Source organism: Pseudomonas sp. LPH60 (assembly GCF_030718165.1).
Classification (GTDB): domain Bacteria; phylum Pseudomonadota; class Gammaproteobacteria; order Pseudomonadales; family Pseudomonadaceae; genus Aquipseudomonas; species Aquipseudomonas danubii.
The window spans coordinates 60,061-82,498 of sequence record NZ_JAVAJH010000010.1 but is presented as its reverse complement, the minus strand read 5'-3'; the positions used below and the strand labels follow the sequence as shown (position 1 = coordinate 82,498).

Sequence of the window (22,438 nt, the reverse complement as noted above, 5' to 3'; positions counted from 1 at the left end):
TTTCCTTCACCGGGTATTACTCCAACCGTTCTTGGTCTTCACGTTGAAGACCTTGCCACTTTCACTCTGGAAATAGTGCACTGAGACCCGTGCACCCGCGTTATCGAAACCATCCTTGTACACCTTGCTCCACTTGCCGGGCTCCACCTTGCGCAAGTCAGCCAGCGCCTCCACGTTCTTGACCGCATTGCGGGTGGTTCCTCCGGCGCGCTCCTTGAAGCCCACGGGGTACTCCGGCGCTTTGCGCAGCGAATCATAGACATGCTTGATGCCGCCGTTCTGGCCGGCCCCGCCGCCAACGATACCGCGCTTGATCCCTTCCGCCAGCCCCTTGGCGCCACCGCCCGGGGTGAAGAGTTTTGACCTGGGGTCCGCGGCCTCGAGGATGTAGTCGGCAGCCACCACCCCCAGGGTTCCATACTTGTCCCGCTGAGCGTTGGCAATGTAGCGATTGAGCGCGATCTGATTGTTGCCCATGACAAGATACAGATCGGTCAACTGAGCAAACAGCTCGGGCCGGTCCGATTTGCGCAGGTCGCTCATCCATTGCTGATTAGTCCCTTCCTCGGACCTGAGGCGCTCGAATACCGCCTGGCACAGTGTCGGGTTCTGCTGGCAAAGCTGCGGAAACTCCTTGTTCCGGGTCTCATCCAGATTGCGGTAGTAGTCGCGAATGCCGTCGCATTCGGTTTTCGTCGTACAGGCGCTCAGCTTGCGGTCTTTCTCGAGTATTTCCTCGTGGAACAGATAGTTGTAGGCCGTGGCCATCTGGGCAATCTGCGCCCCTTTGTCCAGGTCCTTGCCCACTGCCGCAGCTGCCACCAGGCCGGTCAATTGTGACAGCGCCAACTGCAGGTCCTTGTTGCCGTCGGCCACGCTCGCCAGTTGGTTGATCAGGGCCTCGTTCAAACCGGCTGCCGCGGCGCCAGTCTTGAAATCGCCGCCCGTGGCTTCCGCCAGCAGACCGCCCATCAGGGCGTGGGCGACGATCTTCTCGAGACCGCCATTGGGGAAGCGGACGTTGTCGCCGACCCAGTTGAACCCCGTCGCCATGGCCACGTTGCCCGCCTCGCCGAGCAAGGCCGCACCAAAGTTGTCGCCAAAGCTGCCACCCCCGATCGCCGTGGAGATGCCGCTGGAGATCAGCGCCCGGCCCGTGGTGCGGGTCACAGTGTCGGCCGCCGTGCTCCAGCGGAAGATGTCCTTGGACGGGTTGGCATTCTGCAAGGTCGAGGCCGTGCTGCCCTCGGTGCCCGGCACTGCGGTACCCGCTCCGGCGCTGTCCGCACCGCCGAACCAGTTGGCATCGGCGTACTCGAAGGCACCGGCGGTGAACCCGGCAATGGCGGCGTTTTTCAGGCTGTCGGCGCTGAAGGTTTCCTTGAGTGCCAAGCCCAGGTTGCCCTTGTTGCTGATGGTGCTGCTGACCCCGGTGGTGGCCAGGCTGCCGGCCACCGCCGCCTGGGGCGCTGCCAGGCCAAGGCCCGCCGGGCCCATGGCCAGGGACATCAGAATCGCGACTACCAGCTTGGCCCCCGCGCCGAGGCCCGAGGAGTCGTATTTGAAGCTTTCGTGGATTTCCTTGACCTGGCGCCAGTCGATATCCCCTCGCGCCTGGGCGTCCTTCATCCACGCCAGGCCCGGATCGGCCTGAACCATGGCATCGATGGTCTGGCTGACCGTCTGCTGGTCGACCTGGCGGATATCGATGCGCATGCCATCGGCCGCCTTGATCAGCAGATTGCCCTGGGCCACCAGGGTGCTCTGGCGCAGGGTTTCATCGGTGCGACCCTTGCCCTTCATCGAGTACCAGGAGAGATCGCTCTTGCTCTTGGTATGGGTCTCGTCATGCAGGTCCTTGACCCCCTCGAAGGTGATCGCGCCGCCACTGTCCAGGGTCAGGTCCTTGGCGCTTTCCAGCTTGGCCACCTGGTACTTCTGGTCGCCGCCGCTCTTGAGGGTCAGGTCGCCGCCAGTGCTGATCTGGCTGCCAACGTGGGTGACCTGGGTCACCTCGTCGTGGCGCGCTTTCTTGCGCCCCCAACTGCCCTTCTTCTTCATGTCGTACAGCGAGTAGTCGCTGTCCTGGGCGGCCAGCAGTTCCAGGTCGTCACCGGCCACCAGGTAGGCTTCGTTGCCGGCGCTGATGCGACTGGAGATCAGGCTCAGGTCCTTGCCCGCACTGAGGACCACATCGGCCCCGGCAGTGAGAGAAGTGCCGACCTGACGCTCATGATCTTCCTGGCGGGTGACCTTCTTGGTCTTGGAGTAGCTGTGCTGCTCATCCGCGGCCGAGGCCAGGGTCATGTCCCCCACGGCATCCATGGCGATGGTCCGCTTGGCCTCGATCTGGCTGGCGACTGCCGTCAGGTCGCGTCCGGCGCTGACTGCGATGTCACGCCCGGCACTGACGCTGGAACCATGCTGAGTGACGCTTTCGTTCAAGTAACGATCGCGGGTGATTTTGTCGTGCTCCCGGGCCGACGTCAGGTTGACGTCGCGCCCCGCCACCAGGGCGATGTCGGCACCACTGCTGAGCACCCCGCCGACGTTATTGATATCGCGGCCCGCCTGCACACTCAGGTTATTGCCGGCCTCGATCCGCGCCGCGTTGTTGGCGTAGTCCAGGCGCTGGGTGGTGCTCCCAGGGTTGCTCTGGAATGTGCTGATGCTGCGCTCGTTGATCACGTCCCCGCCCAGGGCACGGACCGTCACATCGCGCCCGGCAATGATGCCGCCCGCGCGGTTGACCAGATTGTCCCCGGCCAGCAGGTTGAGGCGCTCGCCGGCCTCGATCAGGCCACCATTGACCAGGTTGTTGCCGGTGGTCGCACTCAGGTTCTCACTGGCACGCAAGGTCCCGGAGTTGACCAGGTCCTTACCGGCAATCAGGGTCACGTCCCGGCCCTGGACCAGGGCGCCGTTGGCCGCCAGGCGGTTGTTGGCGTTGGCCAGGTACAGCACCGGCACCAGCACCTTCTCGCCGTTCACCTCCTGCTCCTCGAGCCAGACGATGTCGTGGGTCAGGGCCGCCACTTGCTGGGAGGTCAGGGTCACGCCCACCGCGAGGTTGAGCGAATCCTTGCTGGCGATGGCGTTGTTCATCAGGTACTTGAACATGCCCTCGTCACTGTTCTGGCCATCGAGGAACCGCTGGCCGGTACGCGCCGTCACCGCCTGCTGGATCAGCCGCTGCTCATAGAAGCCGTCACCCAGGCGCTTGGCACTCTGGTCCGGGTCATACCCGAGGTTCGACAGCAGATAATCGGAGCTCATGAACTGCTTGAGGTCGGTGAGCAGCGGGTTGGTTTCGATCAGGTATTTGTGGGGATTGCTGCGCACGCTGCTGTCCGGCAGGCCCTGGACCCGGCTGACGCTCTGGTTGCCGGTGCCGCCCACGGGCAGCACGCCCAGCGGCGAGTCCGCCGCCGTCGCGCTGACCTGGACCGCTGCGGTGCGGCCATCGACGCCGGTGGCCTGGTGATCCTGCAGATTCAGCTCACGGGCGCCCAGGGCCACCTGCGGCAGCGCTTGACTGCTCAGGTCCCGAGGGCGGATCGGCTCCGGCCCGGCCTGGCGCGAGGTCAGTTCCAGGCTGGCGCCCCCCATGTTCCAGCTGTGCGCCGGGCCCGCAGGCTGCGCGGTGCCCCCCTGGCCACTCAAGCGAAACAGCCCGTTCTGCCCCGAAGGCAGGCTGAAGTTCGGCAGGCTCAGGGGATTGACCTGCTGCTGCGCCAGGTCCGGCGGCAGCTGGGAGTTGAGCACCACCATCAGCGGCTTGCTCGCCGCCCCCACGCCGGTGTCCCGGGCGCGATCGCCCACGGCAATGGCGCTCTTGATCACGCTGATGCTGCTGATGTCGTTGGCCGCCGTGAGCCGGGCCTTACCACCGGCCTGAATGATGGCCGGCGCGGAGGATGAACTCAGGGTCGAGGTCTCTACCGGCCGGTCGATGCCATAGAAGATCCCCGGGTTGAACTTGGCCACCAGGGCCGCGAAATCCTGCGGGTTGAAGGCACTGCCCTGGGGGTGCGCCCGATCATAGGCTTGCACGTCACGAGCCAGCTGGAAGAACAGCCCGCGCTTGATCTTGACCCCGGCACCGACTTCATAGCCGGAAGAACCGGACGCCACCAAGGAGGCCTGGTTGGTGATAGCGCCGCTGGTGATGGTCAGGTCATTGCCTGCCGACACGGTGCTGTAGCGGTTGAGGAAACTGCTGCTGTTGACCGTCAGGTTGCCTCCCGCATTCAGGGTCGACTGCGGCGAGTCGCTGCTCACCACCCCTTCCACTGTCCGGTAGATAAACACCGGCCCCCGGACCCAACTGGCGCCGCCGCCACAGTGCTGGGCGCAGCGGATGGTCATGCGGCCATCGGTAATCTGCTGGCTGGCCTCGTATTTTTCACGATCGTTGACCAGATCCAGGGCAGCAATATTGATATCGCCACCGCTCTGGATGTTGCCGGAGATGTTCTTCAGGCTTTGGGCCGAGGTGCCGGCCGCCATGCCGGCCACGGTCAGGCCGCCCAGGCTGTAGAACTCGCCATAGCTGTTGGTCAGGGTGTTGACGTTGAGGCTGGCGTTCTGGCCGCTGAAGACAAATCCATGGTCGTTGACCAGGGTTGGGGTGGTCAGGCTCAGGTCCTGGGCGCCGCCCAGGGTGCCGGTGTTGAGCACACCGCCGGCATTCACCGTGAGTGTGGCGTTGGAAGTCAGGCGCCCGGCGTTGTTCAGTTGCCCGCCGATGTTGACCCGGGTATCAGCGCCGCCGGCGATGCTGCCGGCACTGCCCAGGTTCACCTGGGCAGCAGCGAAGGTCATGTCGCCCAGGCTGGACACCCGGCCATTGCCGGAATAGGTGCCGCCGATCTGCAGGTCCAGGCTGCCATCGCTGGCCAGCAACCCGTCGTTGCTCCAGTTGCCGCCCCGGGCCTGCAAGTGCTGGCTGGCCAGCAGCTGGCCGCTGGCGGTCTGGGCGAATTGGTTGACGTTGAGGTTCAAGCGTCCGGCCTGGATCACGCTGCTGTTGGTCCAGCTGTCGGCAGTGAGGGTCAGGCCGCCACGGGTGATCAGGCTGCCGCCAGCATTGATCACATTACCGGTGGCGATATCGAAGTTGCCTTCTCCCAGGTGCAGCAGGCTGCCGCCCTGATTGAGGAAGTCCGACGCCGCCAGGGTCAGGTCGGTGTTGGCGGTTTCCAGCAGGCCGTTGCGGTTGTCGAACTGGCCACCGATCTGCAGTTCGGTCTTGCCCCCGGTCGCCAGGGCCCGCAGCTTGCCGCCCTGGTTGTCGAGGCTGGCGCCTCGCAGGGCCAGGCTCTCGCGGCTTTCAATCAGGCCGCCACGGTTGTTCACTGGCCCCTTGAAGTCCAGGCCGATGTGCTGGCCGTTGATCTGCCCCACACTGTTGTTCAGCGAGTGGCCACTGGCCTTGACCCGCCCGCTGGCGTACAGCCCGCCGTTGCTGTTATCCACCCCCGCGCCACCGCTGTTGAGCAGCAGATCGCCGCCCTTGGCCGCCATGCGCCCGCCACCGTTATCGATCCCGGCCAGGGCCTGCAGGTCCAGGCTCCGGGCCTCGACCTGGCCGCCATGGTTGTTCAGTTGCCCCAAGACACGTGCCTCAAACAGCCCCTTGAGGCTCGACAGCACCCCGCCGCGGCTGTCCAGGTTGGCACCCTGGATACGCAGGTCGCCGTCTTCGGCGATCAGCTTGCCGCCCTGGTTGTCGATGGCCCCGGTCATGGCCAGGGTCTGGGCCTTGGCGCTCTGGATCGCTCCCTGGGCATTGTTCAGGCTGCCGGCATTGAGACTCAAACCGGCATCGCGGCTATAGATCAGGCCATCACCCTGGTTGCTCAATTGGCCAGTGGTGGTGACTTGCAGCGCACCGTTGGCGGCCAGGGTGCCGCGATTGCTGTTGTCCAGGCTGGCGCTGAACAGGGTCATCAGGTTCTGGCTGATCAGTTGCCCGCCCTGGTTGTCGATCCGGCTCGAACGCTTGAGCAGCAGCGGACCACTGGCGGCCAGCTGGCCCTGGGCATTGACCAGGGCGCCCAGCAGGTCGAGGGTCACCGCGCCTTCGCTGCGCAGGCTGCCACCCTGGTTGTTCAGGCTGTTGCCGGTGAAGCTCAGGGCACCCGCGGCGCTGAGACGGCCGCCCTGGTTGTCCAGGTCGCCGGCGCCGATGTCGAGGCTGGCGCTGCTTTCAATCAGCCCGCCCCGGGCGTTGTTCAAACCGCCACTGCCGAGGATCAGTTGCTGCTCGCCCTTGCTGGTGACGATGCCCTTGTCGCTGTTGTCCAGGCTGGCGGCCTTGAGGGTCAGCCGACCCTGGCTGGCCAGCCCGCCTTGCGCACTGTTGAGCAAAGCACCGCTGAGGTCGATATCCAGCTCCCCCAGCAGGCTCGACAGGGTGCCCTGCTGGCGGTTGTCCAGGCTGCCACCGCTGAGGTTGAGCCCCTGCCAGCCGGAGACCAGCCCCTGCTGGTTGGTCAGCTGCGCTGCCTCGACCCCTAACTGCTGGTTGCTGATCAGCGTGCCGGCGCTGTTGTCCAGGTTGCGCCCGGCCAGGTTGAAGCCCTGGGCGCTGGAGATTTCACCTTCGCGGTTCTGCAGGTCCCGCAGGTGGGCGATGCTCAGCACGCCCTGGGTGTTGATCAGGCCCTGGCGGTTGTCCAGGTCCGAGGTCTGCGGTCCCAGGTCGATGCTCAATCCCGTGCCACCCAATAGCTTGCCGCCCTGATTGCCCAGGCCCTTGGCGCTGAGTTGCAAGTGCCCGGCGGACTGGATCAGCCCTTGATTGTGCAGCGCACCGGCGACCCTCAGGCCCAGGTCGTGGTCGCTGAGTAGCGAGCCGCTGTTGTCCAGGCTGCCGGCATCGATCTGCAGGGCGGCAGCGGCAATCTTGCCCTTGAGCGCGGTCAGCGCGCCGTCGATACGCAGGGTCAGCGCCTGATGGCTGAGCAGTTGCCCGGCGCTGTTGTCCAGGCTTTGCGCCGCCAGCTCGAAGGCCTGCTCGCTGGAGATTTCACCCTGGCGGTTGTTCACCGTGCCCAGGTTGCTCAGCACCAGTGGACCGGGGGCGTTGATGAAGCCGCCCTGGTTGTTCAGCGTGCCGTGATTTAGGTCTAGGCTCAGGGCGGTCTTGCTGAACAGCTTGCCGCCTTGCTGCTGCAGGCCACTGACCGAGGCCTGCAAGGCCTTGGCGCTGCCGATGCTGCCCTGGTCGTTGTTGACCTGGGTCGCGGTCAGGTTCAGTGCATCACCGCTGTTGAGGTTGCCGCCCTGGCTGTTGTCCAGTTCGCCAGTGTCCAGTGCCAGCTTGGCCTTGCTGCTGATAACGCCCTGTTGCTGGTTGTCCAGGCGCGCGCTGGACAGGGTCAGCGCAGCGTCGCTCAGCAGCTTGCCGCCGCGGTTGTCCAGGGTCTCCCGGGCGCTGATCTGCAGGGCGCCCGCGCTGGACAGACTGCCCTGGCGATTGCCGAGGTTGCGCACCTGAATGTCCAGGCCGCCTTCGCTGCTGATGCGACCTTGATGGTTGTCGAGGTCGCCGGCAAGCGCCAGGTCCAGGCGCTGCCGCCCCACCAGATCCCCGCCCTGGTTGTGCAGGCTCGTGCCGTTGAGGCTCAGGCCCTGGTCCGCGCTAATCAGCCCCAGGCTCTGGTTGATGACCTGGGCCACGGTCAGCGTCAGGTCGCCGCTGGCCAGTACCCGCCCGGCAGCACTGTTGTCCAGGCGCTCGCCGACCAGGCCGATCTGCTGGCTGGACAGCTCACCGCCACGGTTGTCCAGTTGCCCGATGTTCAGGTCAAGCTGCCGGGTCGCCCCCAGCAGGCCGTCCTGGCGGTTATCCAGGGTGCCTGCCTTGAGAGTCAGTTGGGCGTCGGCCAGGATCACTCCGCCCTGGTTGTCGGCCGCCTCGGTGACCTGCAACTGCAGGTCGCCACGGCTGTGCAGCTCGCCCTCGCGGTTGTCCAGTCGAGCGCTGCGACTGTCCAGCGCCGCTGCCGCCATCAGGCCCTTGACGTTGACCAGGGCCTGTTCGATGCGCAGGGTCAGCGCCTGGTTGCTCAGGACCTTGCCGCCACTGTTGTCCAGTTGCCGCGCGTTCAGGCTGAAGGCCTTGGCCCCGGAGATCTCGCCACCGCGGTTGTCCACCTGATCGAGGTTGCGCAACAGCAGTTGCCCGGGGGTGTGCAGGTTGCCGCCCTGGTTGTTCAACTGTCCGTGATTGAGGTCCAGGGTCAGGTCAGCGTTGCTGAACAGCTCGCCGCCCTGCTGATCCAGACCGCTGACACTGGCGCTCAGTGCCTGATCGCTGCCGATCCGACCCTGGTGGTTCGTCAGTTGTGCGGTGGTCAGGCGCAACTGCCCGGCACTGGTGAAGCTGCCGCCCTGGCTGTTGTCGAAGTCCCCGGTGCTCAGGCGCGCGTCGGCCTTGGCGCTGATCACGCCCTTGCCGCTGTTGTTCAGGCTGGCGCTGTCCAGGGCCAGGCCTTGCTCGGCGACGATGGCGCCAGCCTGGTTGAGCAGCGCCCCGCGGCTGTCGATGCTCAGGGCCTGGGCGCCGGTCAGGCGGCCGCCCCGGTTGTCCAGGCTGCCCACCTTGAGGGTCAGCAGGTCTTCGCCGCTGATCAGGCCTCGCTGGTTGTCCAGGGCTGCGCTCAGGGTCAGCAGCAAAGGCTGCTGACTCACCAGCTGGCCGCCGCTGTTGTCCAGGCTACTGCCGCTGAGATTCAGCCCCTGCTTGCTGAACAGCAGCCCCTGGTTCTGGTTGATCACCCGGGCCACCTTGAGCAGCAGGCGATCATCGGCCAGGACCTTGCCGCCGTCGCTGTTGTTCAGCCCCTGGCCGTTGATCTGCAGCTCGCCCCGCCCCGACAGCGCACCGCCACGGTTGTCCACTTCCGCGACGTCCAGGGTCAGGGCCTTGAGGGACGCCACCAGGCCTTTGTCGCGGTTGTCCAGGTGCTGGCCTGTGAGGTGCAGGTCGCCCTCGGCCACCAGTTCGCCGCCCTGCTGGCGCAGGCTGTCGACCTGGGCCTGCAGGTCGCTCTTGCTGGCGATACGGCCACCGTTGTTGAGCACTTCCCGGGTCTTGAGCGCCAGGCCGGAGGTGGCGCTGAGCAGGCCGCCGCTGTTGTCCAGCCGGCGACCTTCTACCCTTACCGCGGCCTGGCTTTCCAGGCGGCCCTTGTCCCGGTTGTCCAGCTCGCGGCTCAGCAGGTTCAGGGCCTGGTCCGCCCGCATCACCCCGCCGCGGTTGTCCGCCGTCTCGCCACTGACCTGCAAGGTGTCGCCGGCGGAAATCCTGCCCTTGCGGTTATCCAGATGCCCGGCCTGTACCTCAACGACTCCGGTGGCCTGGATCAGTCCCTTGTCCTGATTGTCGAGACGCCCGGCGACCTCGGCACTGAGGCGCCCCTCGCTGCGCAGATTGCCGGCCTTGCTGTTGTCCAGGTCCCCCGCGCGCACCTTCAGCAGTTGCTCCGCCCCCAGGGCCCCGCCCTGGTTGCTGATCTTCCCGCTGGCGCTGATGTCCAGGGTGTCGCCCGCCATCACCAGCCCGGCGACGTTGTCCAGCGAGGTCACTTGCAGGGTGAGTTGGGTCAGGCTGCTCAGCTCACCATGGTCATTGCCCAGGTGGCCGACATGGGCCTTGAGCTCGCCATCACTGGTGACCAAGGCGTTGTGATTCAGCAGTTGCCCGGCTTGCAGCACCAACGCATCGCTACTGAGCACCCGGCCCTGATTCTGGTTGTCCAGGGTGCCGGCACCGAGCGTCACCTGACGTTGCCCGCTCAAGGTCCCGCCCCGATTGTCCAGGGTCTGCCTGGTCGTGACCGTCAGATCGCGGCTGGCGACGATGCTCTTGCCGCGGTTGTCCAGATTCTGGGCGGTGAGGGTGATGTCCGCGTCGGGGTTGCGGCTGTTGTCGGCATTGACCCCGGCCTCGATGATGCCCTGGTTGCTCAACTGGCCACCGCTGTCGAGGCTGATGCGGTCCCGGGCGGCGAGGGTTTTCTGGCTGCTCAGGTCGCCCCGAGTCTGCACCTTGAGCTCGCTGCCGGCGTAGACCGCGCCCTGGGCATCGAGGCTGCCGGCCTTGATCGCCACCGCGCCCTTTTCGGCGGTGGCGTCGGCCATGCGCAACTGGCCGTTGGCATCCAGTTGGATATCACCGCCACTGGCGATCAGCTTGCCGTCGAGCTTGACCCCGACCCCGGCCTCGGTGCCCACCAGCTTGATGGCCCCGGCGTACATGCCGCCCAGGGCGGATGAGTCGATCGCCAGTTGCGGCGCATCCGCCGGGTTGGTGGTCCGCGCCGTGGCGTTCAAGGTCTTGGCGTCGACATCGTTGGCCCCGGCGATCACCGCCAGGTGCTGGGCCTGGATCTCGGCGTTGATTTTCGCGCTGCGGGTGATGGTTTCGAACTGGTCGATATTGCTCGCGTTGAGCCCCGCGCCTTCAATGGCGACGCTGCCTTGATCCACCTGGTAACGCTGGAGCTGGCCGTTCTCGATCACCGGCTTGCCGGTGGTCAGGGTGGCTTTCGGAGTGTTGATGAAGCCGCAGCCGTTGCAGCTCACCCCGTAAGGGTTGGCAACGATGACATGGGCCGACTGTCCAGCCACTTCGGTGTAGCCCTTGAGCTGGCTGGGGCTGCCGCCATTGACCTCGTTGAGGATCACATTGGCCGCGCGGCCACCCAGGTTGGGGTTGCCGAGGATGATCCCCCCCAATTGGGTGGACTGGGTGCGGTTGGTGGCGTTGTTGAGGATCACCCCCTGCTGGCCGACGTTGTAATCGCTGAACTGGTTATGGGACAGACCGCTGCCATTGGGGGCGGCAATGTTGACGATGGGCACGCCATTGCCGGCCTGACCCAGTGTGGTGCCGCTACCGTTGACCACGATGCCGTCGGCCATCACCACCAGCGGCTGCCAGAACATCATGTTGGCGAGAATGAACGCCAGGCTGCGCTTGGAAAAGCCGCAGAAAGAGTCACGCGATTGCAGGGCAGCCGAAGGCTGGCGGGCCATAAAGGCGAGTTGGCGAACGTCCATGTCAGTCTCTCAACAATGCAGGAGCAAAAAACCCCAAAGGCCTTCATCCCGAAGGCCCACGGCGAGCGATAATTGATTTCGCGAGGCAAGATCGAACTGGTAGTCCATCGATCCGCAGCAGAGAAAAGCGGGTCAAAAGAAACAGAACATCAGCAAAAGTGATATCAATTTGATGGCAAAATACTAAATAGCCACTATTCTGGCGTCAATCTTTCATTCACCCCGCTACCGCCTCGCCCCCCTTTCCCGGACCGCTTTTCACCGCCGGTTCAGCTTGATGAATACCGCTCAATCCCACTGTCCATTGGCTGGATAAAGGGGCGACGGCTACGCTGCTGCCCACAAGAACAACAACGGGAAACAGCGCTGTGCGAACCACCACCCAACACTTTCGCGAGCAGTATCGAGCCGCGGTCAGTCCGCGCTACAACCCCTGGCTGCATGGCGGCTTCGTGCTTGCCTACGGCGCGCTGTGCATTGCGGTGCTGTGCAGCACCCTGGAGCGGGTGCAGCCCACGGAATGGCTGGCGGTGCCGGTGTCGCTGCTGTTCTTCAACCTGTGCATCTACGTGGTGCATCGCTGGCTGGGGCATCACAAGCAGCCTTTCGCCCGGCTGTTCTATGCCCGGCATACCGGCGACCACCACAGTTTCTTCACCCCGGGACTGATGACCTATGAAGAGCGCAAAGACTGGCGGGTGATCCTGTTTCCGGCCTGGCTGATCGTGGTCCACAGCCTGCTGTTCGCCCTGCCGCTGTGGGCGCTGCTGCGCCTGTGGAACGGCAACATCGCGGCGCTGTTCGCCAGTTGCACCTTGGTCGGCTACCTGGCCTATGAAATTTTCCATGCCTGTGAGCACTTGCCCGCCAGTCATCCCCTGGCGCGCCTGCCCTGGGTGCGGCAAATGCGCCGTCTGCATGAGCTGCATCACCGCCGCGAGCTGATGCAGACGCGCAATTTCAATATCGTCCTGCCGCTGATGGACTGGCTGTTCGGCACCTTGCACTGGCAACCGGAAGAAGTACCGGCCCCCGCTCCCTTTCCTGACGAGTCCACGCCCATGACCCGCATGCAGCATCAGATCGAGATCCCGCGCAGCGCCGCCGCCACCCTGGCCTACGCCGCCAGCCCACGCTGCTGGCCACAATGGCATCCATCCTCTCTCAACGTGTTGGGTGACGATGGCCCCCTGTTCGCCGGGCAGGTTTTCGAGGAAGACATCCATGCCGGCGGACGCAGCGGCCACCTGAGCTGGCAGGTCCGGGAGTACCTGCCGGGGCACCGCTGGCGTGCCACCGCCCGGGGCGATCATGGCCTGGAGCTGCAAGTGACCTATGAGTGCCAAGCGCTGACGGGCGAACGCACGCGCTTTGTGCGGACCCTGGAATACCGCTTCGACAACCTGCTGATGCGCCTGGGCAATCAGCTGTTATTCAAACGGCGGATAGAGCGAGAATCCGCCGCGTCATTGCTGGCATTGTGCGAGACGGCCCAACAGGCCATCCCGCTGACAACCACCGCCCCGGCCAGCAGCCCATCCTGAAGCCGACCCTGACAGGAGTCCTTGCATGAATCAGATTGCCCCCCGACGCTTCTCCCCCGCCCGCATCCTCCTGCTGCTGGTGGTCGCGATCCTGGCGTTCCTGCTACTGGCACCGACCCGGGTCCAGCCGGTGGCCTGGACCCCGGCCCCCGCCCCCTCACTGAGCCAGGGCACCTATGCCGAGAACCACAAGCTCAAGGCGGTGCAACCCGTGGGCGCTCGGGACATCGACGGGCCCGAGGCCCTGCTTCTGGAGAAGGACCAACTGATCACCGGCCTGCATGACGGTCGGGTGATCCAAACCAGCCTCGACGGCAGCGCCCTCAAGGTGCTGGTCAACACCGGCGGCCGGCCCCTGGGCCTGGCCCGGCATCCGGATGGACGCCTGATCATCGCTGATGCCATCAAGGGCCTGCTGAGCCTGGACCCGCAAGGCCAATTGCAGACCCTGAGCACCGCCGCCAATGGCCTGAACTTCGGTTTCACCGACGACGTGGCGGTGGACGCCGCCGGGCGCTATGCCTACTTCAGCGACGCCAGCAGCCGCTGGGGCTATGGCCACGACGGCGAGGCGGTGATCGAGCATGGCGGCGACGGCCGCCTGTTGCGCTACGACTTCCAGAGCGGCACCACCGAGGTGTTGCTGGAAGGCCTGGAATTTGCCAACGGCATTGCCCTGGGACCGGACGAGGCGTTTGTCCTGGTCAATGAAACCGGGGCCTACCGCATCAGTCGTTACTGGCTCAAGGGCGACAAGGCCGGCAGCCATGACCTGTTCATCGACAACCTGCCGGGGCTGCCGGACAACCTCAGTTTCAATGGCCGGGAGCGCTTCTGGGTGGCCCTGTATGCGCCGCGCAATGCCCTGCTCGATGGCACCGCGGCCTATCCCCTGGTGCGCAAGATGCTGGTACGGGCCATGACCGTGCTGCCCAAGCCGGTGGAAAAGCGCGGCTTTGTCCTGGGTCTGGATACCCAGGGCCGGGTGATTGCCAACCTGCAGGACGGCAGCAGCGGCAACTACTCGCCGATCACCGCGGTGCGCGAGTATGGAGATGACTTGTACCTGGGCTCCTTGAGTGCCAGCCACATGGCGCGGCTGCCATTGAAGGAGGCGCTGGCGCCTTGAGGGTTAGAGTTGCGGGGAGCCACTGCGGGGGTCAGGGCGGACGAGCCGCGCTGGGAGAAGTCAGGACGACAAGCCAGTCTGCTAGAAGTTTAGGCGACAAGCCGCGCTGCAGAAGTTAGGGCGGCAAGCCGCCCTGGGGGAGCAAGCTCCCTCGCAACAGTTTGGGAGGTCAGGAACGGGCGGTGAGTTTCTCGGAGATTTCGTCCTTGATCAGCAGGCGCTTTTCCTTGAGTTTCTTCAGTTCGTCGTCCGCGGCGGCGGCTGCTTCGGCCTTGAGCACCTGGTTGTCGATGCTGGTGTACTTGTCGAACAGCGCATTCAGGTGGGGGTCACTGGCCCGACGCTGTTGAATGTCCTCTTTGCTGCAGCTCAGGTCCTGGTAAAGGTCGTGGATCACCGGCATGGAACACCTCCGTGGTTGATGGCAACAAGGGCTTCATTACGCCCCTGCCAGTGATCAGAATGGGCTCGGCGCCCCGGGTCTGTCGACCGCCAATCAGACCAGCGGTCACCGTTCGTCACGGGCACCTGTTCTGGATCAATTTCCGGCCAGGGCCTGGGCCAGGAACGCCGCGGTACGGCTGTTGCGCTGCGTGGCCACATGCGCCGGCGTGCCGCAGGCCACCAGAGTGCCGCCCTGGTCGCCCGCGCCCGGGCCGATGTCCATGACCCAGTCGGCCTGGGCCACCAGGCGCATGTCATGCTCGACCACCACCACGCTGTGGCCCGCCTCCACCAGTTTGTCCAACTGTTCCAGCAGACGGTCCACATCCCGTGGGTGCAGGCCGGTGGTGGGTTCGTCCAGCACGTACAGGGTGGCGCCCCGGGCATTGCGTTGCAGCTCGGTGGCCAGCTTGATGCGCTGGGCCTCGCCGCCGGAGAGCTCGGTGGCCGGCTGGCCCAGGCGCAGGTAGTCCAGGCCGATGTCGCGCAGCACTTGCAAAGCGCGACGGATGCCGGGCTGTTGCGCGAACACCGGCAAGGCCTGTTCGACACTCAGTTGCAGTACCTGGGCGATGTTCAGGCCCTGCCAGGTCACGGCCAGAGTCTCGGGGTGGTAACGGGCCCCCTGGCAAGTCGGGCACGGGGCGAAGACGCTGGGCATGAACAGCAACTCGACGCTGACAAAGCCTTCGCCCTCGCAGGCCGAGCAACGGCCCTTGGCCACGTTGAAGGAAAACTGCCCGGCGTCAAAGCCGCGCTCCCGGGCGGCGGGGGTGGCGGCAAACAACTTGCGCACCTGATCGAACAACCCGGTGTAGGTCGCCAGATTGGAGCGCGGGGTACGGCCGATGGGTTTCTGGTCCACCTGCACCAGGCGCTTGATCTGCTCCAGGCCGGCACTGACCCGGCCGCCGCTGCTCTGCGGCTCGTCGTCTTCCAGGTCCAGCTGCGGCGCCTCCTCGCCGCCGGCCACCTTACCCAGGTGGGCCCCCACCAGTTCCAGCAGGGCCTGACTCACCAGGCTGGATTTACCGGAACCGGAAACCCCGGTCACGGCGGTGAAACAGCCCAGGGGAAACGCCGCGTCCAGGTCCTTGAGGTTATTGCGGGTGATGCCCTCCAGGCGCAGCCAGCCCCGGGGCTGGCGCGGAGTACGCCGGGTCGGGGCCTGTTCGGCAAACAGATAGGCCCGGGTCTGGGAGGCTTCGATGGAGACCAACCCCGCTGGCGGCCCGCTATACAGCACCTGGCCGCCGCGCTCCCCCGCCGCCGGGCCAACGTCCACCAGCCAGTCGGCGCGGCGCATGGTCTGCACATCGTGCTCCACCACAAACACTGAGTTGCCCGCGGCCTTGAGTCGTTGCAAGGCCTCGAACAGGGCCTGCGCGTCCGCCGGGTGCAGGCCCGCCGAAGGCTCATCCAGTACATAGATCACCCCGAACAACTGCGACCCCAATTGCGTGGCCAGGCGCAGGCGCTGCAACTCGCCGGACGACAGGGTCGGGGTGCTGCGCTCCAGGGCCAGGTAACCCAGCCCCAGGTCGGTCAGGGTACTGACCCGTTCCAGCAGATCCTGGGCGATGCGTTGCGCGGCCAGGCGCTTCTCCAGGGACAGGTTGGGGGTATGCCGCACATCCGGCGCGCCACGGTGCTCCGGGGCACCCTGGGCATGGCGCTGCTGACGCGCAGCCCGGGTCTGCGCCTGGCTCAGCACCTCATCACCGGCCGCCGCCTGCTCCAGGTAGTCGGCCGCCGCCACGGGCCTGAGCACCTCGGCCAGTTGCAGCAACGGCAGGCGCGACAGTTCGCCAATATCCAGCCCGGCAAAGGTCACCGACAGCGCCTCGCGCTTGAGGCGCTTGCCTGCGCACAGCGGGCACGGGCTGCCGCGCATGAATTGCGACACACGCTTTTTCATCAGCGCGCTCATGGTGTGGGTGAAGGTGTGCAACACGTAGCGCCGGGCACCACTGAAGGTGCCCATGTAGCTGGGCTCCTGTTGACGCTTGAGGGCTTCACGGGTCTGCTCCGGCGTCAGCCCGGCGTACACCGGCACCGTGGGGGTTTCCTCGGTGAAGAGAATCCAGTCGCGCTGCTTTTTCGGCAGTTCGCGCCAGGGAATGTCCACGTCGTAGCCCAGGGTCACCAGGATGTCCCGCAGGTTCTGCCCCTGCCAGGCCAGGGGCCAGGAAGCCACGGCGCGCTGGCGGATGGTCAGCGAAGGGTCCGGGACCATGGTCGCTTCGTTGACCTCATACACCCGGCCCAGGCCGTGACACTCGGGGCAGGCACCCTGGGGTGTGTTCGGCGAGAAGTCCTCGGCATACAGCATCGCCTGCCCCGGCGGGTAACTGCCGGCCCGGGAATAGAGCATGCGCACCAGGCTGGACAAGGTGGTCACGCTGCCCACCGAAGAACGCGTGCTCGGCGTACCGCGCTGCTGTTGCAGGGCCACCGCCGGCGGCAGGCCGTCGATCCGGTCCACATCCGGCACCCCCACCTGATCGATCAGCCGTCGGGCATAGGGCGCCACCGATTCGAAATAGCGGCGCTGGGCCTCGGCGTACAGGGTCGAGAAGGCCAGGGACGACTTGCCCGAGCCGGACACCCCACTGAACACCACCAGGGCATCCCGGGGAATGTCCACGTCGACATTCTTCAGGTTGTGTTCGCGGGCGCCACGCACCCGGACAAAACCGGAACTGTGGGTGGGCAGCGTGCGCGTCAGGGGATCATGGGGGGCGTTGCGCGAAGAAGTCATGGACCTGCCTGGAGTCGAAATTCGGGAAGTGTCGCAAACGGCGCGAGCGGCGATCATCACACAACCTGCAGGTGCCGGGGCAAGCCCTGAAGCGGCGGTGCGCAAAGGACTCAGGCCCCCAGCAAGGAGCGCACCATGGCGCTCAGGTCCTCGGGGCCGTAAGGCTTGCTCAACAGATGAGTGTCCGGGCTGAGCTGATGATTGCGCGAAATCATGTCCCGGGTGTGCCCCGAGGTGAACAGCACCGCAATCGGCGGTGCCTGGGTCCTGGCCCAGGTGGCCAGATCGGTGCTCTTGATCAGACCGGGCATCACCACATCGGTGAAGATCAGGTCGACCTTGAGCCCTGCCATCAGCAATTGCATGGCGGCATCGCCATTGGTCGCGGCACGCACCTGATAGCCCTCGTGCTTGAGCATTTCCACCGCTGCACTGCGCACATCGGCGTTGTCCTCCACCACCAGGATGCACGCCTGCCCTCCTGGCCCACGCGCCGGGCAGGCCGGCGCACGCTGGGCCTCCTGAGCGGCACTGCGGGCGAAATACATCTGCACCCGGGTGCCCTGCCCGGGAAGGCTGAGGATGTCGATATGGCCGCCGCTCTGCTTGACGAACCCGAACACCATGCTCAGGCCCAGGCCGGTGCCATGGCCGTCGGACTTGGTGGTGAAAAACGGCTCGAAAGCCTGCTTGAGCACTTCAGGGGACATGCCGCTGCCGCTGTCGGCCACGGTCAGGCGCAGGTACTCGCCGGGGATGATGTCCTTGCCGGTACAGAAGCTGCGGTCCAGCAGCAGATTCTCCGCGCTGATGCTGATGGTGCCCTCGCCGCCCATGGCGTCCCGGGCATTGATTGCCAGGTTGAGCACGGCGTTTTCCAACTGATTGCGGTCCACATGAATGCACCAGGGCTGGTCGGGCAGTTGCACCTTGATAGCAATGGTTTCACCCAGGGCACGCTGCAGCAGTTCACCCAGCCCCTCGTACAGATGGTGCGGGTTGTAGATCGCCGGCGACAACGGCTGGCGTCGGGCAAAGGCCAACAGTTGGGTCGACAGCTTGGCCCCGCGCTCCACCGCCGCCAGTGCAGCCCCGGTACGGCGCTGCACATTGGCGTTGTCCGGCTCATGGCGGGCCAGCAGGTGCAGGTTGCCGGAAATCACTTGCAGCAGGTTATTGAAGTCATGAGCCACGCCACCGGTGAGGCCGCCAATGGCTTCAAGCTTCTGTGCCTGACGCAACTGCTCCTCGGCGCTCAGCCGTGCATTGACCTCTTCCAGCACCCGCTGCTCGAGGTTGCGGGTCATTTGCCGCAGATCATCCTCGGCGGCCTGGCGGCGCTGTTCGGAAATCACATGGGCGGTGGTTTCCACGACGATCGCAATGACCCCGGCGGGTGCCTGGTCATCACCGGCCACCGGGCTGTAGTAGAGGTCCAGCCAGACGTTTTCCGGTTCGCCGTTGCGCAGCAGCACCAGTTCCTTGTTGCGATAGGACAAGGTGCCGCCACTGAGGCAGGTGTTCATCACGCCGCGATTGAACTCGGCCACTTCCGGCCAGCCCAGCTCCACCGCGCAGCCCAGCAGATAAGGGTGGCGCCCGCCAGCGAACACCGCGTAGGCATCGTTGTAGATCATGTAGCCCAGCGGCCCCCAGAGCATCACCATCGGCACCGGCGAGCCGAGCATCAGTTGCACCGTGCTGCGCAGGCTATGGCTCCAGTGCTGCAATGAACCCAGGCTGGTGACGGACCAGTCGAAGGCACGGATGCGTTCGGCCATCTCGCCTTTCCACCCCTGGCACCCGTGATGATCTGATAAGAACGGCATGAACGGACTCTACGAAAAACGTGATACAGCATGGGTTTTCAAGAGGTTGCGCACAGCCTCCAGAGCCTTTGAGCACGGCCCGGGCGGATGGTTTCACGGTTTTCAGCCCTGGACCGGAAAACCTGGACACGCCCGGTTCAACAGCACTGAACACACAGAATAGGCGATCCCGGCCAGTCCAGGAGGACGCCGCTAAGCGCCCCCCTGGCAAAGGGCGGATTGCCCGCCCGCAAGGCCTCAGTCGGTGCCGTATTTCGGCGAGCGCGGACCGTACAGCAGACCGGTGCGTTGCCCGGCCGACAGCAGGCGCTGGCTGGTGATGCCGGCGATCGGGTGCCCGGCGTCGGTGGAGGTGTTGATGATCTGCTTCACCGCGGCAGTGATCAGCATGCCCACCAGGCCACCGCTGTTGCCGCTGTTGCCTTCCTCGCTGGAGGCGCGAGCGCTGCCGGTCCACAGGGTGGTGCCGGTCTTGAGGTCTACCAGGGTGGCGCTGGCGGTGACCACGGTCTCGCTGCTGATCAACATGTAGCTGGTGCCATATTCCTTGACCGTGATGTACAGCCCGGCGTCGGCACCGAAGATCTGGTTGAGCTTGGCCGGCGACAGGCCATGGATGTCCGCCGGGTTGGTCAGGCCGTTGTGGCGGAAGGTTTCATCCACCACGGCAATCGGCATCACGTAGTAACCGGCTTCGGCCAGGGGAAAGGTCACCTGGGACAGCATGCTGTAGGTGGCCTTGACGTCCGGCGACTCATTGAGTGGCGGCAGCACCAGGATCGACTTCGGCCGGGCCTGCTTGTAGGCCGAATAGTCCACGGTCTTGGGTGCAGCGCAGCCCACCAGCAGGCTGACACTCAACAGGCCCAGGAGGTTGCGCAAGGTGGTGAAGTTCATTTAGCGGCTCCCTGCTTGGCGTTCTTCAACAGAAAGTCCATGTACGAGGCGGACTCGGGGAACAGCGCCTTCTCGGTATTGAACTGCTGCACCATCTGGCCATCCTTGCCCAGGCCCGCGTAGAGCATGCCCAGGTGCGCGTGGTAACCCGGCGGCACCGCCTTGCCGGTGGACTTGATCTTCTGCAGGTCGCGCTCCAGCGCCTCGACCTGGGCCTCGCGGGCTTCCTCGCCCTTGAAGTATTCGTAGGTCTGGGCCTGGTAGGTTTCCCACTGGTACAGCGTCTTCGGCCCGCTGCAGCCGGCCAGCAAAACGCTGCCCAGCAAGGCGCCGGCCAGCAGTGGCCGCGCGGTGAAGGTCTTGAACATGCTTACGTCTCCCTGTCAGCAGTATTGATCAGCGGCCGGGCTTCCAGGCCCCGGCATCGATGGCTTCGACCATGCGGTTGACCGCCTCGCGCATGGCCAGGTCCAGCACCTTGCCGTTGAGGGTCGAGTCGTAGGAAGCGGTGCCGCCGAAGCCGATCACTTCACGGTTGGACAGGGCGTACTCGCCGGCGCCCTGGGTGGAATAGACCACTTCGGAAGTGCTGATATTGACGATGTTCAACGCCACCTTGGCGTAGGCCACCTGGGTCTTGCCGCGGCCGAAAATGCCGAACAGCTGGTGGTCGCCGGTTTCCTTGCGGCCGAACTCGGTGACGTCGCCGGTGACCACGAAATCCGCGCCCTTGAGTCTCTGCGCCTGGCCCTTGATCGCCGCTTCCTGCTGGATCTCGCCCATGTTGTCGCGATCCAGCACGTTGAACCGGTTGGTCTGCTGCAGGTGGGTGATGAGGATGGTCTTGGCCTGGCCGCCGAGGCGGTCGACGCCGTCGGAGAAAATCCCGCGCATGTAGCTGGAGCGGTTATCGAACTTGCCCACCGCCATCGGCACCCGGGCCCCGGTCCACACCTGGCTGGCGCTCTGGACCTTTTCCACCGGCAAGGCGCGGGAGCTTTCAGTGGCACAACCGCTCATGCCCGTCAGCACCGCCAGTGCTGCAGCGGACAACATCAACTTCGAGATCACTCTCACTCTAGGTTCCTTTTTGAGTATCCATTTGGGTGCACCGTCTCGATGCACTTTCGCCCTGCCGTAAGCCTCTGGCCCTAGTCTGTGGGGGCTGGAAAAGCATCGGCGGGACGTTCTGAAACTTGATGCAGGGGGCATCATCGGCGGCGATTATGCCAAAGCGCCACCATGCCGAAAAGGAATAAAAAATCATCAGCGTCCACCTGTCTCCGCTCGCAAAACCTCGGGGCCGGGAGCTGTGTAGCCGCTGCCGCAGGCTGCGAACGGCTCCGCAGGAGACGTAAAGTCCTGAGACAGCCAGAGGCTCGGCAGCAGATCGCCAAGCAAGGCCCTGCGGGCCTTTGCGCAGCCTCGCCAAAGCTCGGCAGCGGCTACAGACCAGTGCCGAGCCAGGCTTTTGTAGCCGCTGCCGCAGGCTGCGAACGGCTCCGCAGGAGACGCAAAGTCCTGAGACCGCTAGAGGCTCGGCGGCGGATCGCCAAGCAAGGCCCTGCGGGCCTTTGCGCAGCCTCGCCAGGGCTCGGCAGCGGCTACAGGCCAGTGCCGAGCATGACTTTTGTAGCCGCTGCCGCAGGCTGCGAACGGCTCCGCAGGAGACGCAAAGTCTTGAGACCGCTAGAGGCTCGGCGGCAGATCGCCAAGCAAGGCCCTGCGGGCCTTTGCGCAGCCTCGCCAAAGCTCGGCAGCGGCTACAGGCCGGTGCCGAGCCAGGCTTGTGTAGCCGCTGCCGCAGGCTGCGAACGGCTTGGGCGGCATTCCGACGTAGGAGACGCAAAGTCTTGAGACCGCTAGAGGCTCGGCGGCAATCAGCGAAAGTCCCGACTGCGCACGCTGATGCCAGCCAGCAACGGGCTCAGATCCGTCAGGCGCCCGGCAATCAGGTGGCGCACTTCGCCCTCGGTTTCCAGGGTGCCGTCGACCTTGAGCAACTGCGAACCCACCAGTACCCGACGCTGGCGTTCGGCCAGGTCGCGCCAGACCACCACGTTGACGTTGCCGAACTCGTCTTCCAGGGTGACGAAGGTCACCCCGCTGGCGGTGCCCGGGCGCTGGCGCCCGGTGACCAGCCCGGCCACGCTCACCGAACGCCCGTGCTCCACCGCCAGCAACTCGCGGGAACCGCGGCAGCGCCGGGCCTTGAGCTGCGCACGCAGCAACGCCAGAGGGTGGGCCCCAGGGTGGTGCCAAGGCTGTGGTAAGGGCAAGGACTAGCGCAGTTATCTGCACTGGTCAGCGCTTTGGATGTAGTTGTGCTTCGAAAAACTCAAGGCTGGCGGGCTCACAATCGTGTTTAGCGATTGGCGCCAGCTTCCCGCTACCTCAGATGAGCTACAAGCCGCCGGCTTTACCTGGCGAGGTATCGGCGTTTGGGATAAGGGGGAGGCAGCAGTCGGCCCTACAAGCGCGGGTTCGGCGCACAGACCAAGTTCTTCGTATGGGGCAACAAGAGGCTCTGGCAGACGAAACGTATTCGTCTGGCTTGTTCAGCGCCCAACAGCAACGCGGTAAAAAGCTGCACAAAGTGGGTAAGCCATTAGCCCTATGGAGCCTCTGGTTACCACCTACGGCTCCCGAGTCCTGGATCCATCATAGGTAGCGCTACGACCATTCTGGCGGCTATTGAGCAGGGAAAGCATTTCACGGGGATTGAGCTGACAAAGCAGTACTACTAGGTAGCGGTTGACCG

Annotated in this window: 9 protein-coding genes and 1 pseudogene; 2 read left to right on the top strand and 8 right to left on the bottom strand. The window is 65.1% G+C overall.

What is annotated here, in order from left to right:
- Positions 1–6 precede the first annotated feature (6 nt).
- Positions 7–11,073 carry a DUF637 domain-containing protein gene (locus Q8O96_RS28440; RefSeq protein ID WP_305949866.1) on the bottom strand — a complete coding sequence of 3,689 codons (11,067 nt, stop codon included), beginning with the start codon at positions 11,071–11,073 and terminating at the stop codon, positions 7–9.
- 368 nt (positions 11,074–11,441) lie between these two features.
- On the opposite strand from Q8O96_RS28440, the gene Q8O96_RS28435 reads away from it, so the two are divergent.
- Positions 11,442–12,617 carry an SRPBCC family protein gene (locus tag Q8O96_RS28435; protein ID WP_305949865.1) on the top strand — a complete coding sequence of 392 codons (1,176 nt, stop codon included), beginning with the start codon at positions 11,442–11,444 and terminating at the stop codon, positions 12,615–12,617.
- Between the two features lie 25 nt (positions 12,618–12,642).
- Complete coding sequence (locus tag Q8O96_RS28430) at positions 12,643–13,746, top strand: SMP-30/gluconolactonase/LRE family protein (RefSeq protein ID WP_305949864.1); 1,104 nt, start codon at positions 12,643–12,645, stop codon at positions 13,744–13,746.
- Between the two features lie 169 nt (positions 13,747–13,915).
- On the opposite strand, the gene Q8O96_RS28425 is transcribed toward Q8O96_RS28430, so the two are convergent.
- The 7 genes and pseudogenes from Q8O96_RS28425 to Q8O96_RS28395 form a co-directional block, all read right to left on the bottom strand.
- Positions 13,916–14,149 (bottom strand): DUF465 domain-containing protein, encoded by a 234-nt coding sequence (locus Q8O96_RS28425; protein WP_102864849.1) that lies wholly within the window; start codon positions 14,147–14,149, stop codon positions 13,916–13,918.
- Between the two features lie 135 nt (positions 14,150–14,284).
- Positions 14,285–16,951, bottom strand: a complete 2,667-nt coding sequence (locus Q8O96_RS28420) for an excinuclease ABC subunit UvrA (protein WP_305949863.1) — start codon at positions 16,949–16,951, stop codon at positions 14,285–14,287.
- Between the two features lie 110 nt (positions 16,952–17,061).
- On the bottom strand, positions 17,062–18,780 hold the full coding sequence (locus tag Q8O96_RS28415; RefSeq protein ID WP_102864847.1) for an ATP-binding protein: 1,719 nt from the start codon (positions 18,778–18,780) through the stop codon (positions 17,062–17,064).
- 237 nt (positions 18,781–19,017) lie between these two features.
- Complete coding sequence (locus Q8O96_RS28410; RefSeq protein WP_102864846.1) at positions 19,018–19,677, bottom strand: DUF799 domain-containing protein; 660 nt, start codon at positions 19,675–19,677, stop codon at positions 19,018–19,020.
- Complete coding sequence (locus Q8O96_RS28405; RefSeq protein WP_305949862.1) at positions 19,674–20,045, bottom strand: DUF4810 domain-containing protein; 372 nt, start codon at positions 20,043–20,045, stop codon at positions 19,674–19,676. The genes Q8O96_RS28410 and Q8O96_RS28405 overlap by 4 nt, the downstream gene beginning before the upstream one ends.
- Positions 20,046–20,073: 28 nt before the next feature.
- A complete protein-coding gene (locus Q8O96_RS28400) occupies positions 20,074–20,733 on the bottom strand; it encodes a CsgG/HfaB family protein (protein ID WP_305949923.1) in 660 nt (219 codons plus the stop codon).
- Positions 20,734–21,557: 824 nt separating this feature from the next.
- Positions 21,558–21,949: pseudogene (locus Q8O96_RS28395) on the bottom strand (OB-fold nucleic acid binding domain-containing protein); the annotation flags it as partial.
- Between the last annotated feature and the right edge of the window lie 489 nt (positions 21,950–22,438).

Bases quoted from the DNA above. Each gene is read 5' to 3' on its own strand.
- Q8O96_RS28405 (WP_305949862.1), bottom strand. From the start codon at position 20,045: ATGTTCAAGACCTTCACCGCGCGGCCACTGCTGGCCGGCGCCTTGCTG.
- Q8O96_RS28425 (WP_102864849.1), bottom strand. From the start codon at position 14,149: ATGCCGGTGATCCACGACCTTTACCAGGACCTGAGCTGCAGCAAAGAG.
- Q8O96_RS28440 (WP_305949866.1), bottom strand. From the start codon at position 11,073: ATGGACGTTCGCCAACTCGCCTTTATGGCCCGCCAGCCTTCGGCTGCC.
- Q8O96_RS28415 (WP_102864847.1), bottom strand. From the start codon at position 18,780: ATGCCGTTCTTATCAGATCATCACGGGTGCCAGGGGTGGAAAGGCGAG.
- Q8O96_RS28420 (WP_305949863.1), bottom strand. From the start codon at position 16,951: ATGACTTCTTCGCGCAACGCCCCCCATGATCCCCTGACGCGCACGCTG.
- Q8O96_RS28410 (WP_102864846.1), bottom strand. From the start codon at position 19,677: ATGAACTTCACCACCTTGCGCAACCTCCTGGGCCTGTTGAGTGTCAGC.
- Q8O96_RS28430 (WP_305949864.1), top strand. From the start codon at position 12,643: ATGAATCAGATTGCCCCCCGACGCTTCTCCCCCGCCCGCATCCTCCTG.
- Q8O96_RS28400 (WP_305949923.1), bottom strand. From the start codon at position 20,733: ATGTTGTCCGCTGCAGCACTGGCGGTGCTGACGGGCATGAGCGGTTGT.